Annotated in this window: 17 protein-coding genes; 9 read left to right on the plus strand and 8 right to left on the minus strand. The window is 61.3% G+C overall.

The window, feature by feature from the left end; genetic code table 11:
• Positions 1-30: 30 nt before the first annotated feature.
• The 3 genes from I6E39_RS05520 to gltX form a co-directional block, all read right to left on the minus strand.
• Positions 31-1,032 carry an asparaginase gene (locus tag I6E39_RS05520; protein WP_235380616.1) on the minus strand — a complete coding sequence of 334 codons (1,002 nt, stop codon included), beginning with the start codon at positions 1,030-1,032 and terminating at the stop codon, positions 31-33.
• A gap of 79 nt (positions 1,033-1,111) precedes the next feature.
• Complete coding sequence (gene rfbA / locus I6E39_RS05525; protein ID WP_235380617.1) at positions 1,112-1,969, minus strand: glucose-1-phosphate thymidylyltransferase RfbA; 858 nt, start codon at positions 1,967-1,969, stop codon at positions 1,112-1,114.
• A gap of 278 nt (positions 1,970-2,247) precedes the next feature.
• The gene (gene gltX / locus I6E39_RS05530) at positions 2,248-3,738 is read right to left on the minus strand and encodes a glutamate--tRNA ligase (protein ID WP_235380618.1); all 1,491 of its coding nucleotides are present in this window, start codon (positions 3,736-3,738) and stop codon (positions 2,248-2,250) included.
• A 269-nt stretch (positions 3,739-4,007) separates the two neighbouring features.
• On the opposite strand from gltX, the gene I6E39_RS05535 reads away from it, so the two are divergent.
• Entirely contained in the window at positions 4,008-5,756 is a 1,749-nt protein-coding gene (locus tag I6E39_RS05535; RefSeq protein ID WP_235380619.1) for a CvpA family protein, read from the plus strand.
• A gap of 298 nt (positions 5,757-6,054) precedes the next feature.
• Here I6E39_RS05535 and I6E39_RS05540 read toward each other — a convergent pair whose 3' ends face one another.
• A complete protein-coding gene (locus I6E39_RS05540; protein ID WP_420908178.1) occupies positions 6,055-6,315 on the minus strand; it encodes a GIY-YIG nuclease family protein in 261 nt (86 codons plus the stop codon).
• Between the two features lie 159 nt (positions 6,316-6,474).
• On the opposite strand from I6E39_RS05540, the gene trpS reads away from it, so the two are divergent.
• The 4 genes from trpS to I6E39_RS05560 all read left to right on the plus strand — a co-directional run bounded on the left by trpS (position 6,475) and on the right by I6E39_RS05560 (position 10,611).
• Positions 6,475-7,473, plus strand: a complete 999-nt coding sequence (trpS, locus tag I6E39_RS05545) for a tryptophan--tRNA ligase (protein ID WP_235380620.1) — start codon at positions 6,475-6,477, stop codon at positions 7,471-7,473.
• Positions 7,474-7,541: 68 nt separating this feature from the next.
• Complete coding sequence (locus tag I6E39_RS05550; protein ID WP_235380621.1) at positions 7,542-8,669, plus strand: MraY family glycosyltransferase; 1,128 nt, start codon at positions 7,542-7,544, stop codon at positions 8,667-8,669.
• Entirely contained in the window at positions 8,666-9,814 is a 1,149-nt protein-coding gene (gene wecB / locus I6E39_RS05555) for a non-hydrolyzing UDP-N-acetylglucosamine 2-epimerase (RefSeq protein ID WP_235380622.1), read from the plus strand. Before I6E39_RS05550 ends, wecB begins: the two co-directional genes overlap by 4 nt.
• A gap of 32 nt (positions 9,815-9,846) precedes the next feature.
• Entirely contained in the window at positions 9,847-10,611 is a 765-nt protein-coding gene (locus I6E39_RS05560) for a hypothetical protein (protein ID WP_235380623.1), read from the plus strand.
• Between the two features lie 37 nt (positions 10,612-10,648).
• Here I6E39_RS05560 and I6E39_RS05565 read toward each other — a convergent pair whose 3' ends face one another.
• Genes I6E39_RS05565 through I6E39_RS05575 form a run of 3 tightly spaced genes read right to left on the minus strand, consistent with a single transcriptional unit; the run spans position 10,649 to position 11,843 of the window.
• The gene (locus I6E39_RS05565; RefSeq protein ID WP_235380624.1) at positions 10,649-11,083 is read right to left on the minus strand and encodes a hypothetical protein; all 435 of its coding nucleotides are present in this window, start codon (positions 11,081-11,083) and stop codon (positions 10,649-10,651) included.
• Entirely contained in the window at positions 11,076-11,510 is a 435-nt protein-coding gene (locus I6E39_RS05570; RefSeq protein ID WP_235380625.1) for a hypothetical protein, read from the minus strand. Before I6E39_RS05570 ends, I6E39_RS05565 begins: the two co-directional genes overlap by 8 nt.
• 33 nt (positions 11,511-11,543) lie before the next feature.
• Positions 11,544-11,843, minus strand: a complete 300-nt coding sequence (locus tag I6E39_RS05575) for a hypothetical protein (RefSeq protein ID WP_235380626.1) — start codon at positions 11,841-11,843, stop codon at positions 11,544-11,546.
• A gap of 44 nt (positions 11,844-11,887) precedes the next feature.
• Here I6E39_RS05575 and I6E39_RS05580 point away from each other — a divergent pair, with 44 nt between their 5' ends.
• Together I6E39_RS05580 and cls are read left to right on the plus strand one after the other, a co-directional pair.
• Positions 11,888-12,346, plus strand: a complete 459-nt coding sequence (locus I6E39_RS05580) for a metallophosphoesterase family protein (RefSeq protein WP_235380627.1) — start codon at positions 11,888-11,890, stop codon at positions 12,344-12,346.
• Positions 12,347-12,378: 32 nt separating this feature from the next.
• On the plus strand, positions 12,379-13,905 hold the full coding sequence (gene cls, locus I6E39_RS05585) for a cardiolipin synthase (protein WP_235380628.1): 1,527 nt from the start codon (positions 12,379-12,381) through the stop codon (positions 13,903-13,905).
• A 108-nt stretch (positions 13,906-14,013) separates the two neighbouring features.
• Here the strand turns inward: cls and I6E39_RS05590 are convergent, their stop codons facing one another.
• Positions 14,014-14,859: a hypothetical protein gene (locus I6E39_RS05590; RefSeq protein WP_235380629.1), complete on the minus strand. Its 846-nt coding sequence runs from the start codon at positions 14,857-14,859 to the stop codon at positions 14,014-14,016.
• Between the two features lie 201 nt (positions 14,860-15,060).
• On the opposite strand from I6E39_RS05590, the gene I6E39_RS05595 reads away from it, so the two are divergent.
• Positions 15,061-15,609, plus strand: a complete 549-nt coding sequence (locus I6E39_RS05595) for a DUF4364 family protein (protein WP_235380630.1) — start codon at positions 15,061-15,063, stop codon at positions 15,607-15,609.
• A complete protein-coding gene (locus I6E39_RS05600; RefSeq protein ID WP_235380631.1) occupies positions 15,606-16,079 on the plus strand; it encodes a pyridoxamine 5'-phosphate oxidase family protein in 474 nt (157 codons plus the stop codon). The genes I6E39_RS05595 and I6E39_RS05600 overlap by 4 nt, the downstream gene beginning before the upstream one ends.
• Positions 16,080-16,151 lie beyond the last annotated feature (72 nt).

The following is a 16,151-nucleotide window of genomic DNA, read 5'->3' on the forward strand; positions in this document are numbered from 1 at the left end:
GTTGTATGAAAGAGACCCTCAGGCTCCCTTTTAACAGATCACGTCGTGCTGGACCGGGCGGTAAAACAGCTCCCGGACCTGCTCAGGCCGGTTGGTCTGTCCCAGCACCCACATCAATTTGGTAGCGGCGGCCTCCAGAGTCATATTGTAGGCCTCCATCAGCTGAAACTTCTCTTTCACCTGCTGGCCTACCTGGTACACCGCCATGTCGCTGCCCTCATAGGGCACCTGGGTCATCATCACGATGGTCTTTCCCGCCTCCAGCCACTCTTCCATAGCTTGGGCAAAGGCGCCTCCGCTGCCGCCGGGCAGTCCACCCACGCCGAAGGACTGGAGGATCACCGCCTGATAACTGTTTTTCAGCTGACGCAGGGCCTCCGCACCCATGCCCGGGATCAGGGTCAGCAGCAGCACCCGGTCCTCCATGCTGCTGTAAAAAACCGGCTCCGCCCCGTAAGCGTAGGCGGTGGGCGCCAGATAGCGGATCAGCTTTCCGTCCCGGATCACCGCGGCCTCGGGGTAGTCCACACTGGAAAAGGCATTGAAGCTCTTGGTCCGCTCCTTCCGGGCCCGGGTGCCCAAGATCACCTTGCCGTCAAAGACCAGACTCACGTCATGGGAATCCCGGTCACAGGCATAGAGAAAGCTGTTATACAGGTTCATCCGGGCGTCGGTGTCGTGGAGGCAGATGGACTTCTGAGAGCCGGTAATGACGATGGGCTTTGGGGAATCCTGGATCAGATAGGACAAAGCAGCGGCCGTATAGGCCATGGTATCGGTGCCGTGGGTCAAAACGAAGCCGTCGTACTCTCCGTAACGCGCCCGGATGGCGGCGGCCATCTCCAGCCAGTGGGAGGGCCCGATATTGGTGCTGTCCAGGTTCATCAGCTGGATGGCCTCCACCCTGCACAGCTCTCCCACCGCCGGGACATATCCCAACAGTTCTTCCGAGGTGATGGCGGGGCTCAGCCCGTGGCCGCTCTCTTTGGAGGCAATGGTGCCCCCTGTGGCCAGCATCAGGATGCGTCTCATGGGACTGTCCTCCCTTTTGGCTGGATTTTGCTCAAAAAAGGGGCTGTCTCCAGCCCCTTTTCAGTTCAGTCTTCTTCCTTTACAGACATTGCAGATATTTGCCGTACAAGGTCATGCCCAGCTCCGTTCCGATGGCGTGGACCTTCTCCTCGGAGATCCAGCCCTCGTACAGGCCCAGTTCCTCCAGACAGCCCACATAGCGGCCGGTGGTATCCTGGATGTGCTTGATGGTCTGGCCCGCCTCCAGCAGGCTGTCGGCGGTGCCGGCGTCCAGCCAGGTAAAGTTTCTCTCCAAGGGGATGACCTGGAGCTGGCCCCGGCGGAGGTATTCCAGATTCACATCGGTGATCTCCAACTCCCCCCGGGCGGAGGGCTTCAGGTTCCGGGCGATCTCCATGACCTGATGGTCATAGAAATACAGGCCGGGAATGATGTAGTTGGATTTGGGATAGCGGGGTTTCTCTTCAATGGAGATGGCCCGGCCGTCCTTGTCAAATTCCACCACGCCGAAGGGTCTGGGGTCCTCGACCCAATAGCCAAAGACGGTGGCCCCCCGGTCGTTGGCCGCCGCCCGCTTCAGGGTGGCGCCCAAGGTGGGGGCATAGAAGATATTATCTCCCAAAACCAGGCACACCCGGTCATCGCCCACAAATTCCTGGCCGATGAGCAGGGCGTCGGCGATGCCGCGGGCCACGGGCTGCTCGGCATAGGAGATATTCAGCCCGAACTGCTCCCCCCTGCCCAGCAGGGCGGCAAAGGTGTCCGTCTCTCCAGGGGGCACGATGACGAGGATGTCGGAGATGCCTGCCTGCATCAGAATGGCGATGGGGTAATAAATCAGAGGCTTGTCATAGACCGGAAGCAGCGGCTTGCACACCGGTTTTGTCATGGGGTACAAACGGGTGCCCTTTCCCGCTGCTAAAACGATTCCTTTCATACGCTCCTCCTGTCATTTTATCGGCACAAACTCTGGCTTCCATCCATGTACCGGCCCAAAATGTACCGGGGGCCGTGTCCGGTCCACACATCATCGCTTCGCTGTGATTGTACCATGCTCTGCCAAAGTTTACAAGGTCCTTCTTTCATTTGCAAACAACTTTGCGCTTCTCTTTTGTCCGGATACATGGCCCGGAGGCCTGGAAATATAAGGAGAAAGCCTGCGGCGCCAGACGCCGCAGGCTCTATCTATTCTTTTGAAACTGAAATTTTTTCCAATCAGGCCTTCAGTTTTTCCAGACCCAGCTTGAGGCGGCGGACCGTCTCTTCCCGGCCCAGGATCTGGCAGATCTCCACGGCGCCCCCCGGGGTCACCGCCTTGCCAGCGGCGGCGATGCGAACCGGCCACATCAGGGTGGCGTTCTTGACCTCAAGCTGAGCCGCCAGAGCGATCAGGCCGTCGTGGATGGCCTCCTGGCTCCAGTCGGACAGCCCCTCCAGCATGGGGATGGCCGCCTCCAGCATGGTCTTGCACACCTCGGGATTGGTCTTGGACTTCTTGTTGGTGAACAGGTCCAGACCGTACTCCGGCAGGGTCTGGAAGAAGTCCACCTTCTCGGGGATGTCGGTGAGCTTCTCGCACCGGGCCTGGAGCAGGGCGGCGATGGCGGATACAGACAGGCTTTCATCCTTTACAACGCTTCTGATATAAGGCTCGGCAACCTTTGCAAACTCCTCAGGGGCCATAGCCCGCAGATACAGGGCGTTGAAGTGGGTCAGCTTCTCGATGTCGAAGATGGCGGGGGACTTGGACAGCCCGGCCAGATCGAAGGCCTTGGCCAGCTCCTCCAGCGAGAACACCTCCTGCTCGGCCAGCTCTCCCCGGGGGGACCAGCCCAGCAGGGCCACATAGTTCAAGATCGCCTCGGTCAGGAAGCCCTGGGCCTTCAGATCCTCGTAGGAGGGGTCGCCGTGGCGCTTGGACATCTTGTTCTGGGCGTCCCGCATAACGGGAGAGCAGTGGACATAGGTGGGGACCTCCCAGCCGAAGGCCCGGTACAGCAGATCGTACTTGGGGGCGGAGGACAGGTACTCGCTTCCCCGGACCACATGGGTAATGCCCATCAGGTGGTCATCGATAACGTTGGCGAAGTTATAGGTGGGCATCCCGTCCCGCTTGATGAGCACCTGGTCATCCAGAGTGTCGTTGTCCACGGTGATGTCCCCGAAAATGGCGTCGTGGAAGGTGGTGGAGCCCTCGGCGGGGATCTTCTGGCGGATGACATAGGGCTCGCCGGCATCCACTCTGGCCTGGGCCTCGGCCAGGGGCAGGTCCCGGCAGGGGTCGGCGGAGCGGTTGAAGTCGCCGGAGTCCTCCTCCGACTCGCTCTTCTCGCAGAAGCAGTAGTAGGCGTGGCCCTTCTCCACCAGAAGGCGGGCGTACTTGCCATAAGTGTCCCGGCGCTGGGACTGGATATAGGGAGCCACGGGGCCTCCCACGTCGGGGCCCTCGTCGTGGTCCAGTTTACACTCGGCCAAGGTGCGGTAGATCACATCGGTGGCGCCCTCCACCAGCCGTCCCTGGTCCGTGTCCTCGATACGCAGGATGAAAGTTCCCCCCGCGTTCCGGGCGATGAGCCAGGTGTACAGCGCGGTGCGCAGGTTGCCCACATGCATATAGCCGGTGGGAGAGGGAGCGAAGCGGGTGCGGACCTTCCCCTTGGGGATCTTGGCCTCCATCTCCTCAAAATACTTCATATCCAGTGCCATGTCCATTCCTCCGTCACGGCGGCGGGGCCGCCGGTATTCTCGTTTGTCAGCGACTCATATTATATTGGATTTTTCCCGCTTTGACAAGGGGCGTTTCGTACGCTCCCCGGACGGCGTCCCTTGGGTGGTGCATACTATGCTTCTCCCCTCACATACTATGCCCCTCCTCTTTTATCCAATTTTAATGTGGCCGCCGTTGCTTTTTCCCCGGAAATGGGCTATTCTATATGGTGTTACATCCACAACCAATGCTGAAAAGGAGAATTGCTTTGAGCGACACAACATCTTCCGTCCGCAAGCCCAGAGGGCGGTTTGGACGCACCCTGCTCAGTCTGGTCATCACCGCCCTGGTGGGATTCGTCTATTTCTATGTCTCTCTGCCCGCGCTGAACTTCCACACCGGCGACTTTTACAGCTTTTTGGGTCTGCTGTGCGTGGTCTATCTGATCTGCGTGTTCCTGCTGTCCGGGGCGCCCCATGACAACGTGATCCGCACCCCAAAGGAGAAGCTGAGGGAGTGGCTGCGCTTCGTCAAGAGCCGCTGCCTGCCCGTGGGCATCCTCTTTGCGGCGGTGGTGCTGGTGGCCGTCGTGGGCCAGATCATCTCTCTGCCCATCTTCCGGGCCGCCGCTTACCGGGATCTGCTCACTGTTCAGACCGGCGACTTTTCCACCGACGTGGCTCAGATCTCCTTCAACGAGATCCCCACCCTGGACCGGAAGTCCGCCGAGTTCCTGGGGGACCGCCAGATGGGCACCCTCAGCGACATGGTCAGCCAGTTTGAGTACTCCAACGACTCCACCCAGATCAACTACCAGGGCCGGCCCGTCCGGGTGGCCCCCATCGCCTACGCCGACCTCGTCAAGTGGTTCACCAACCGGGGCGGCGGTCTGCCCGCCTATGTGGTGGTGGACATGGTAACCCAGGAGGCCACGGTGGTCCGCCTCCAGGAGGGGATAAAGTACTCCTTCTCCGAGCCCCTGAACCGAAACATCCTGCGCCACCTGCGCTTCCAGTACCCCACCATGATGTTCGCCACGCCTGAGTTCGAGATCGACGAGGCCGGTCATCCCTGGTGGATCGCCCCCCGGGTGGTCCGGACCATCGGCCTGTTCGGCGGTACCGACATCCAGGGCGCGGTGCTGGTGGACGCCGTCACCGGCGAGAGCCAGTACTATGAGCAGGTCCCCACCTGGGTGGACACCCTGTACGTCCCCGAGCTCATCATGCAGCAGTATGACTACCACGGCACCCTGGTCCACGGCTTCCTCAATTCCATCTTCGGCCAGCGGGACGTGACCAAGACTACCGACGGCTACAACTACATCGCCATGAACGACGATGTGTACGTCTACACCGGCGTCACCTCCGCCAACGCTGACCAGTCCAACCTGGGCTTCCTGCTGTGCAACATGCGGACCAAGGAGACCCACTTCTACACAGCCCCCGGCGCCACCGAAGCCGCCGCCCGGGCCTCCGCCGAGGGCGTGGTCCAGGATCTGGGCTATATCTCCACCTTCCCCCTGCTGCTGAACATCGCCGGGGAGCCCACCTACTTTATCCCCCTGCTGGACGCCACCAACCTGGTCAAGAGCTACGCCATGGTCAACGTGGCCCAGTACCAGCTCGTGGCCACGGGCAGCACTGTCTCCTCCTGCGAGCAGGCCTATATCAAGATGCTCTCGGACAAGGGCATCACCACCCCCGAGGAGCTGCCCCAGACCCAGGCCAGCGGCAGAGTTGCCGATATCCGCACCGCCGTGCTGGATGGCAATACCTACTACTTCCTGCGCCTGGAGGGCGAGTCGGTCTTCTACTCCCTCTCCGCCGCCCAGAACCGGGAGGTGGTCACGCTGAACGTGGGCGACCAGGTCACCATCGACCACGCCGTCCCCGCCGAGGGCTCGGAGAGCGCCATTCTGGATGGCTATACTCTGACCATCGTCAAGCGGGCCTTGTCCCCTGTCGTGACCGAGCCGGTCCACATCTCGGAATTGCAGGACTCCGCTGACACGTAGGCTGAGGTTCCGGCCTTAGGCTGAACCGCACAGAACTCGATTTCATAAGAACAGGACTATCCGCATTGTGCGGATAGTCCTGTTTTTTGATGCGGGCGGCCACATGGGGCCGCCCCTACAGGGCCGTTCGTATCCCTAGGGTACGGGGCCACAAGCCGCCCCTACGGCAGATCTGCATTGACATCATGACGCGACCCATCTCGTAGGGGCCGGCGTCCCCGACGGCCCGGTGAGGACAACGGGCCCAACGGTTTTAGAACGCAACGGCACTGGCGTAGGTGCGCGTCGTGATGCGCACCTACATTGCTCCGTCCCGCCAGCTTTCGCACAATGCGCTTTTCCGCTCCCGGGGCAGCTTTTTGATTTGGAACTCCCGGCGCAGGGCGCTGCTTTTATCGGGCTGTTCCTCGGTATAAACCAGCTCCAGAGGTCCCCGGCCCCGGGTGTATTTGGCCCCTTTCCCGCTCCGGTGGGCGGCCAAACGGCGCTCCACATCGTCAGTCATGCCGGTGTACAGGGTCCCGTCCCCACAGCGGAGCATATAAACGTACCAGGCCACGGCATCATCTCCTCACTGCTGCATTATTGTAGCACATTTTAAGCGGAAATCCCAGGAACATTTTATTGCGTTTCCGGACGTTGCGTGGTAGAATAATTTGATATGATATGGGCGCGCCGTCTCCGGCAGCGTCTGAATATAAAGGAGAACAACAACGTTATGGACGAGAAAAAAGTCATGCTCTCCGGCATCCAGCCCAGCGGCGACCTGCACCTGGGCAACTACCTGGGCGCCATCAAGAACTGGGTAGAACGCACGGACGAGTTCGATAATTACTACTTTATGGCGGATCTGCACACCATCACCGTCCGCCAGAACCCCGCCGACCTGCGCCGCCGCACCCTGGAGCAGCTGGCCCAGTACATTGCCTGCGGTCTGGACCCGGAGAAGAACACCCTGTTTATCCAGTCCCACGTCCACCAGCACGCGGAGCTGGGCTGGGTGCTCAACTGCTACACCATGTTCGGCGAGCTGTCCCGAATGACCCAATTCAAAGACAAGTCTGCCAAGCACAAGGAGAACATCAACGGCGGCCTGTTCACCTACCCCTGCCTGATGGCCGCCGACATCCTGCTGTATCAGCCCGATTTCGTCCCCGTGGGCGAGGACCAGAAGCAGCATGTGGAGCTGACCCGGAACGTGGCTCAGCGGTTCAACGGCCTTTACGGCGACGTGTTCAAGATCCCCGAGCCTTACATTCCCAAGGCCGGCGCCCGGATCATGGGTCTGACCACTCCCGACTCCAAGATGTCCAAGTCCATCCCCGACGGCTGCGTCTTCCTCATGGAGAAGCCTGAGGATATCCAGCGGAAGTTCAAGCGTGCCATCACCGACAGCGACACCGAGAACTGCGTCCGCTACGATCCGGCCAACAAGCCCGGCGTGGCCAATCTGATGAGCATCTACTCCGCCGTCACCGGCAAGACCTTTGAGGAGATCGAAGCCGAGTTCGCCGGCTGCGGCTACGGCAAGTTCAAGCCCGCCGTGGGTGACGCGGTGGTGGAGACCCTTCGCCCCATCCGGGAGGAGGCCACCCGCATCCTGGCCGACAAGGCCTATCTGGAATCCGTCTACAAGGCGGGCGCCGAGAAGGCTTCCTATGTGGCCAACAAGACCCTGCGCAAGGTCTACAAGAAGGTGGGCTTCGTGGCCCGCTGACCGTCCCTCTTTCCCACATCCCAACTGGAGTCTTACCGCTCCCCATAGAATTACAAAAGAGGTTCGATATGACCATTCAACTTCCTGTCGTGGGCACCGCCGCGGCGGCTCTGCTGGCCGCGGCCGTTGTGGCCCTGATCTCCACTCCCGTGGTCAAGTCCCTGGCCTTCAAGGTGGGCGCCGTGGACGTGCCCAAGGACAACCGCCGGATGCACGACCACCCCATCCCCCGTATGGGCGGTCTGGCCATCTTCTTCGGCTTCATTCTCAGCGTACTCATCTTCCTGCCCCTGACCAAGCAGCTGCGGGGTATGCTGATGGGCGGTGTTATCATTGTCATTCTGGGTATTTTCGACGACATCTACGCCCTGCCCGCCAAGCCCAAGTTCCTGGTCCAGATCGTGGCAGCCCTCTTCGCCGTCATGGCGGGCAACCGGATCTATATTCTGTCCAACATCAATATTTTCAGCAGCGAACCCTACTGGGAGCTGGGCTGGCTGTCCATTCCCATCTCGGTGCTGTGGATCGTAGCCATCACCAACGCCGTCAATCTCATAGACGGGCTGGACGGACTGGCCTGCGGCGTGTCCACCATCAGCTCCATGACTCTGCTGGTCATCGCCCTCATCGTGTCTGAGCCCGACGTGGCCATCCTGATGGCCGCCCTGGCCGGGGCCTGCATCGGTTTTCTGCCCTACAACCTGAATCCGGCCAAGATCTTCATGGGGGACACGGGCTCCACTTTCCTGGGCTTCGTGCTGGCGACGGTGTCTATCCAGGGACTGTTCAAGTTCCACATGATCATCTCCTTCGCGGTGCCCTTCCTCATGCTGGGCCTGCCCATCTTCGACACCTGCTTTGCCATCCTGCGCCGGGTGTCCAAGGGCCAGTCCCCCATGGCCCCCGACCGGGGCCACATCCACCACCGGCTCATCGACATGGGCTTCTCCCAGAAGCAGGCGGTGGCCACCCTGTATATCATCAGCGCCATTCTGGGCCTGTCCGCTGTGGTGCTGACCACCAGCGGCACAGAAAAGGCCATGCTGTTCCTGATGGCCCTGTGTCTGGCCGGCGGCGTGGCCGCCAAGCTCTATCTGGGCCACGGCGGCGGCAAGGACACCCATTCTCAGCCCCACAAGACCCAGATCGCCGGTAATGACAACTTTTTTGGCGAGGAGGACCATTCCGACAAATGAGCAACATTCGAGTTATGACCATTTTCGGCACCCGGCCCGAGGCCATCAAAATGGCCCCTCTGGCTCTGGAGCTGGCCAGCCGTCCCGGCATCGACGCGCTGTGCTGCGTCACCGCCCAGCACCGGCAGATGCTGGATTCGGTGCTGGATATTTTCAAGCTGAAGCCCAACTATGATCTGAATATCATGGAGCCCCGGCAGACCCTGTCCACCATTACCTCCAAGTGCCTTTTGGGCATGGAAGGGGTATTGGAGCAGGCCAAACCCGATCTGGTCCTGGTCCACGGCGACACCTCCACCACCTTCGCCGGCGCTCTGGCTGCCTTCTACCACCAGATCCCGGTGGGCCATGTAGAGGCCGGCCTGCGGACCTACGACAAGTGGTCCCCCTTCCCCGAGGAGATGAACCGGAAGATGGTGGGCGCCATTGCCGACCTCCACTTCTGCCCCACTCCCGCCAACCGGGACAACCTGGCCCGGGAGAACATCACCAAAGGCGTGTTCCTGACGGGCAACACTGTCATTGACGCCCTCCAGACAACGGTCGTAAAGGATTTTACCTTCGCGGAAGATGTGTTGAATAGCCTGGATTATGTCAGCAAAAAGATCATTCTGGTCACCTGCCACCGGCGCGAGAACTACGGCCAGCCCATGGCCAACATCATGACCGCCCTGCGCCGGGTGGCCGACGCCTTCCCGGAGGCGGAGTTGGTCTACCCCGTCCACCTCTCCCCCGTGGTCCAGGAGGCGGCCCACAAGTATCTGGACGGCCACCCCCGCATCCACCTCATCGCTCCCCTGGCGGTGGACGAGATGCACAACCTGATGGCCCGGTGCCACCTGGTCATGACCGACTCGGGCGGACTTCAGGAGGAGGCCCCCGCCCTGGGCAAGCCGGTGCTGGTTTTGCGGCGTGAGACTGAGCGGCCCGAGGCCGTGGCCGCCGGCACTGTCAAGCTGGCCGGCGTGGAGGAGGAGGATATCTTCCGTCTGGCTTCGGAGCTGCTGAGCAGCCAAGCCGCCTATGACAAGATGGCCCACGCCGCCAACCCCTACGGCGACGGGCACGCCTGCCGCCGAATCGCCGACGCCATTGAGTGGCACTTCGGCCTGCGGTCCCAGGCCCCCGAGCCCTTTCTCCCCTGAGCTTACTCGTGCGTACGGAATGAGGTGACGACATGGAACCGAAAAACCGCCTGCTCATCGCCATCGCCGTCATCGCCGTCATCGCCGCCGCCATGTTCACCAGCTTTGGCCGCAGTCTCTTCATGCTCAACACTCCCTCGGTGGAACTGCCCAGTTTGGAACCGGAGCAGGGCGATGATCCCTCCGGCTCCACCCAGCAGAACTCAGATCACTACCAGACGGTGGCGGTGACCCCCCAGACGGTCCAAAACGTCATCGCCACTCTGGCCCGCTCGGACAGCTATTACCGGGAGCTGACGGTGGAGACCTTCTGGACGGACGGCTCCTCCACCGCTTCGGTCCAGGTGTGGGCGGACGGAGGTTGGACCCACAGCCAGCAGGTGCTGCCCTCCGGGGTGGTGCGCCACGACCTGGTGGGAGAATCGACCCTGTATTACTGGTACGGCGGCTCCCGGCAATATGAGACTGCTCCGGCGGACGGCCTGTCCTCCGATCTGGCACAGCGCCTGCCCACCTATGAGACCGTGCTGCATTTGGACCCGGAGTCCATCACCGGGGCGGGCTATGAGCTGCGGGGGGAGCAGCCCTGCCTCTATGTGGAGGTCTCGCTGGAGGATGAGGGCCTGCTGGAGCGGTATTGGGTCAGCGTAGACACCGGTCTGCTGGTCTCGGCGGAGACTGAGCAGGACGGACAGCTGGTCTACCGGATGACCGCCTACTCCCCCGTTACCGTGCCGTGCCCCTCCACCGCCTCCTTCGCGCTGCCGGAGGGCACGGTCCTGCACTCCATTTCATGACGACCAGGGGGCGGCCTTTCAGCCGCCTCCTGTGTGTTTATGTGCCCTTCGACTCCTGCTTTTCATCGCCAAGGCCCATGATGAGCACCAGCCCCAGGGCAATGACCAGTTCCAGGTCGTCCCCCTCCACCAGGAGGTAGAGGACGATCAGCAGCAGGAGGATGTCCCCGGTGTCGATCTCCTCCAGATGCAGGGTCTTCAGCAGCCCGGACAGGCCCCCGCGCTCCTTTCCCGAGAAGAGGGCGGACAGGCCGTCCTTCCCGCCCAGGAAGGACGGCAGCCGGAAGCTCCCCTGGTTTCCGGCCCCGTTCTGTGGGGTGCGGCTGTGCTGGGCCGTGGGCTGCCGGGGCGGCTGAGGGTGCTGTTCCGGTTGGGCGGTCCCCTCCGGTTCCCGGCGGACAGGCTCCTCCTTGGGCATGTCTTCCGTCACCCGGGTATAAGCGGCGTCCTTCGGGATATAACGATTATACACCGCCGCCTTCCCCCTTTCCTCCCATGGCTCCCAGAGCCACTCGGATCAGCCGGGTCACCCTGGCGATCTCCAGCGCCCGGTCCAGCTTCGCTCTCCGGTCCTCCTTCAGGAAGGGGCGCAGGGCGGCCAGCAGGGCGGTGTTCCGGTCGTCGTTTCCCTGGTACTCCCGGACCAGCCGCATCCCCATTTGGAGCATTCCGGGGTCGATCTGGCCCAGAAGGGCGGACAGGTCGGGCTGGCCGGCTGCCATGTACTGGCCTGGTTCTCCCGCGCCGGTCCCAGAGGGCTGGTCCGGAGCCGCCCTCTCCGCCGGGCCCTCCTGGGGCGCTTTCTCCCCTCCGGACAGGGAGCGGGCCAGCGACATGATCTGGCTCATGGCCTCCTGATTGCCCAGGATGGCATTCAGCTTTTCCTCAAACTCAGCCACGGCGCCCTTCCCCCTCTCCGTCCCGGGACCGGCTTACTCCAGTCCTGCTTTTTTCGCCTGGTCCCCGATGCGCTCCACCAGCTCTGCACCCTCCCGGGTGCTCATCAGCTGGTTCATCATAGTCATCAGCTGGCTCGGGTCACCGTCGGCGGCGGCCTTGGCCGCCTCCTGGACCCCTCCCCGCTGCTGCAGCAGGGCCATCAGCCGCTGGGCGTCGCCGGACTGGGCCAATCTGGAAATTGCGTCCCGGTTTTTCACCAGCTCCGACGCCGCCATTCCCTTCAAAAGCTTCTCCTGATTCTGCTTGGACTGCACTGCCATCACTCCCAACATGATTTCACTCCAGTATATGCACTCCGACCACCGAGGTGACAGATTTGAAGATTCTGGTTTTTTCCGACTCCCACCGCTCCAGAGGCGGAATGCTGGACGCCATTGACGCCCACCGCCCCGATCAGGTCATCCATCTGGGCGACCTGCAAAGCGACGCGGAGGAGCTGACTTACGTCTATCCCAAGCTGCCCATCTGCATGGTTCCCGGCAACTGCGACGGCTGGACCATGGCCCCCCTGAAAAAGCAGATCACGCTGGCCGGGAAGCGTATCCTTCTCTCCCACGGCCATCTCTGGGGCGTCAAGAAAGGCTACGAAGCCGCCGTGGCCGACGCCAGGGCGGTTGGGGCAGACATACTCCTGTTCGGCCACACCCACAGGGCCCTGTGCCAGCAGTTGGAGGACGGCCTTTGGATGATGAATCCCGGGGCCAGCCGCACAAGCTATGGACTGATCCGGATCGAACAGGGGCAGATCCACTGCTCCATCCATCTCCAGCCCTGACAGGGCACTGTCCCGCAAGGAGGCGCTGCTCCATGAAGAAAGTTCTTTACATTTTATTCCACCGCTCGGTCCTTGTGGCGCTGGCTCTGCTGGCTCAGATCGCCACTCTGGTCGCCATGGTGGCCATCTTCTCGGAATACATTGAACATTTCTATTGGTGCTGTATCCTGCTCAGCGTTCTTGCCGCTCTGGCCATCGTAGGCAGCCGGATGGAGCCCGCCTACAAGATCGCCTGGTTGCTTGTGATCCTTCCCTTCCCGGTCTTCGGCGGCATCTTCTATCTGCTGGTGGGCGGCGGGACCATCCCAAAGAAGATCCGCCGGCAGATGCAGAGCATTCTGGATAAGACTGCCCTGGCCCTCCGTGAGGACTTCAAAGCCGATGATCTGCTCCCCCTGGGCGGCGACGCGGCGGGTCAGGCCCATTATCTGGAGCAGTACGCCGCCTGCCCCGCCTACACCAATACCGAGACAGAGTACTTCTCTCTGGGGGATCTGGCCTTTCCCCGGATGCTGGAGGAGCTGGAAAAGGCGGAGCATTACATCTTTCTGGAATACTTCATTATCCAGCCCGGCGTCTTCTGGGACAGCGTTCTGGCCATCTTGGAGCGGAAAGCCATCCAGGGCGTAGAGGTGCGCCTCATCTATGACGATATGGGCTGTATGTTCACCCTGCCCCGGGATTATGACCAGCAGATGCAGGCAAAAGGCATCCAGTGCCGGGTCTTCAACCGCTTTGTCCCTGTGGTCTCCCTCCGTCTGAACAACCGGGACCACCGAAAGCTGATGATCATAGACGGCAAGGTGGGCTTTACCGGGGGCATCAACCTGGCCGACGAGTACATCAACGAGAAGGAGCGCTTCGGCCACTGGAAGGACAGCGCCATCCTCCTGGAGGGAGACGCCGTCTGGTCCATGACCATTATGTTCCTGAGTATGTGGGACAACTGCTGCGGCGTGGACGAGGATTTTGAACGGTTCCGTCCCCCGGCCGCGCCCGTGCGCCCATGGACCGGCTATGTCCAGCCCTACACCGACACCCCCCTGGACCACGAGGCGGTGGGACAGGCGGTCTATCTGAACATGATCGCCAAGGCCAAAAACTACATCTACATCACCACGCCATACCTGATCATTGACGTGGCCACCAACACCGCCTTATGCAACGCCGCCAAATCCGGAGTGGACGTCCGCATCATCACCCCCCATATTCCGGATAAGCGGTATGTGTTCGAGGTCACCAGGGCCCACTACCCTCCCCTTCTGGACGCGGGTGTCCAGATTTTTGAGTACACCCCCGGTTTTATCCACGCCAAGAACTTTGTGGTGGACGACCGCTTTGCCACGGTGGGCACCGTCAATCTGGACTACCGCAGCCTGTTCCTCCACTTTGAGGACGGCGTATGGCTGTGCGAGGCCCCCTGCATCCAGGACATCCGCAGGGATTTTGAGCAGACGCTGACGGTCTGCGAGCCAATTTCCCCCCGCCGCTTCAAGCATCTGAACATCCTGCTTCAGCTTTACCGCAGCATTCTCCGGATCTTCGCCCCCCTGATGTGACGGCGAAACCACTCCTGCCCATGCAAAAACAGACGGCAGACACCTGGGTGCCTGCCGCCTGTTTCATTTTCAGTTCGGGCAAGGGACCGGCTCTGGAGCCCCAGCGGTTCAGCAGCAGCACCCGCTGGCCCGTACCTCCTGATAGCTGTCCCCCCGGGGCGTGATGGTATTGGGCGGGAAAAATTCATTGACGGGGAACTGGACCTTGCGGAAAAGATCGCAGGGGTCCTCCTGACAGCTGCCTGTGTCGCAGGGGCATTCCTTGCTGGGCATGCAGTAGTCATACACCGGCACCAGCAGCTGGGTGTCCCGCTCCAGCCGGATCATGGAGAACTGGCCCAGGGTAACATACAGGCGGTGAACGTCACCGCTGCTCATCAGATCCTCCTGAAAACAGGCGGCCACGGCGGCAGGGATGTCGGCGCAGCTGCTGTCACAGGGGCGGCAGTCGCAGACGTCTACCAGCTTCATGCTGAGAATCAACGGGTCCACTGCCTCCACTACCGCAATGGGAGCGGTGGTCCGCGGCAGATCCTGGGGGTCCAGGCCGCAGTTGACGCCGCTGGAGGCAAACACCTTTGCATTCCCCTCACTGCCGAAGAGGATGGCCCGCTTGTCAAAGACAGCCAGGCCGGTGACCTCCACCGGACGGGCCGCCCCCACAAAGGCGTCGGCGGTGATCCGGTAAAAGTACCGCACATCCACGGCGTAGAATCCCCGGTTGAAGCTGACAGGCTCCACATCAATGTAGGCATACAGAAGCTCGGCACACCCGGCCTTGATGGACATAGCCCGGTCGATGGCCTCCTGAGAACCTCGTGTGGGATAGACCCTCAGGTCTTCGATGCAGTCCTTGTCTTTGCAGGAGTCAAAGATTTTTCTGGTGTGTATGCACACGGCCTCCCGGATGCTGCGCTCCTCGGAGATGGGGCCGGGTACGACCATTTCTGGCATATGGTTCCCTCCAATCGTTTCCTCATACGGACGGTGCCCCGTCCGCCCATTTTGCTGTGCTTACACTCCATCTTATGAATCTCCCTTTATTTGGTGCCGGAGACATGCCAATGGGGATTTTACACTTTTGGACTTGCGGCTTTGTTCCGCAGGCATTATAATAGTCGTCAGATGTATTCTCTTCCGAAAGGAGCGTTTCCTATGTCCCCAGTCGGATTCATCCAAAGTGAACTGGACCTGAAGCTTCTGGTCCTGTATATTATGGCCCGGGCCGCCGGCCCCATCACCTTCCTCCAGCTGCTGGACCTGGCGCTGTGCGACGCCGGAGTGGACTACTTCTCCCTCACCCAGGCGGTGGAGCACATGGTGGAGACCGGTCAGCTGTCCAAGGAGGACGAACGGTACTCCATCACGGAGAAGGGCCGGCGCAACAGCGAGATCTGTGAGAACAGCCTGCCCTACTCGGTGCGGATGCACTGTGACGAAAACCTGGTGAAGGTCAACGAGGCCCTGCGCCGGGAGGCCCAGGTCCAGACCAAGATCCTGGAAAACGAGGATGGCACCAGCACCCTCCACCTTCAGCTCAACGACGTGGGGAGCCCTCTGCTGGCGCTGGATCTGCTGGTCCCCGGCCCCGCTCAGGCCATCACCATGTCCCAAAAGTTCCAGGCCGACCCCGCCGGACTGTACCACGCCATTGTGGGGCTGCTCAGCCCCTCAGAGCCCGGCAAGCAGGAGGAAGCTCCATGAGAAGGACTGACCGTGAACAGAGCCGGGAGTTCTCCCTGGCCCTCATCGACCGCTGTTCCCACGGGGTGGCCGCCATCTCCACCGGAGAGGACACCCCCTATTGCCTGCCCCTGTCCTTTGTCCGGGTAGAGGACCGGCTCTACTTCCACTGCGCCAAGGAGGGCCGGAAGCTGGACCTTCTGCGGAACAATCCCCGGATGTGCGTCACCTTTGTGGGGGACGACCAGCCCACCTTTGTGGCTCCCGCCATGTACACCACCTACTTTCAGTCGGTGATCGTCACGGGCACCGCCTCGGAGGTCACCGATGACCGGGAAAAGACCGCTGCTTTGGAGGCCCTGTGCCGGAAGCTGACCCCCGACCACATGGGCGAGGGGTTTACGGAAGCCATTGACAAAAGTCTGGCCGTCACCGGCGTCTGGCGGATCGATATGGACCAGATCACCGGAAAAGCCAAGGTGAAAAAGTGAGCTTCAATTTGACGAAAAAAAGCCGCCCTGCTTGTCAGCAGGGCGGCTTTTCTTCTGAATATCAAGCTTAAA

The organism is Pseudoflavonifractor phocaeensis (assembly GCF_021531375.1).
Classification (GTDB): Bacteria; Bacillota; Clostridia; order Oscillospirales; family Oscillospiraceae; genus Lawsonibacter; species Lawsonibacter phocaeensis_B.

Bases quoted from the DNA above. Each gene is read 5' to 3' on its own strand.
- I6E39_RS05550 (WP_235380621.1), top strand. From the start codon at position 7,542: ATGACCATTCAACTTCCTGTCGTGGGCACCGCCGCGGCGGCTCTGCTG.
- cls (WP_235380628.1), top strand. From the start codon at position 12,379: ATGAAGAAAGTTCTTTACATTTTATTCCACCGCTCGGTCCTTGTGGCG.
- gltX (WP_235380618.1), bottom strand. From the start codon at position 3,738: ATGGCACTGGATATGAAGTATTTTGAGGAGATGGAGGCCAAGATCCCC.
- I6E39_RS05595 (WP_235380630.1), top strand. From the start codon at position 15,061: ATGTCCCCAGTCGGATTCATCCAAAGTGAACTGGACCTGAAGCTTCTG.
- I6E39_RS05590 (WP_235380629.1), bottom strand. From the start codon at position 14,859: ATGCCAGAAATGGTCGTACCCGGCCCCATCTCCGAGGAGCGCAGCATC.
- I6E39_RS05560 (WP_235380623.1), top strand. From the start codon at position 9,847: ATGGAACCGAAAAACCGCCTGCTCATCGCCATCGCCGTCATCGCCGTC.
- I6E39_RS05520 (WP_235380616.1), bottom strand. From the start codon at position 1,032: ATGAGACGCATCCTGATGCTGGCCACAGGGGGCACCATTGCCTCCAAA.
- trpS (WP_235380620.1), top strand. From the start codon at position 6,475: ATGGACGAGAAAAAAGTCATGCTCTCCGGCATCCAGCCCAGCGGCGAC.
- I6E39_RS05575 (WP_235380626.1), bottom strand. From the start codon at position 11,843: ATGTTGGGAGTGATGGCAGTGCAGTCCAAGCAGAATCAGGAGAAGCTT.
- wecB (WP_235380622.1), top strand. From the start codon at position 8,666: ATGAGCAACATTCGAGTTATGACCATTTTCGGCACCCGGCCCGAGGCC.
- I6E39_RS05600 (WP_235380631.1), top strand. From the start codon at position 15,606: ATGAGAAGGACTGACCGTGAACAGAGCCGGGAGTTCTCCCTGGCCCTC.
- rfbA (WP_235380617.1), bottom strand. From the start codon at position 1,969: ATGAAAGGAATCGTTTTAGCAGCGGGAAAGGGCACCCGTTTGTACCCC.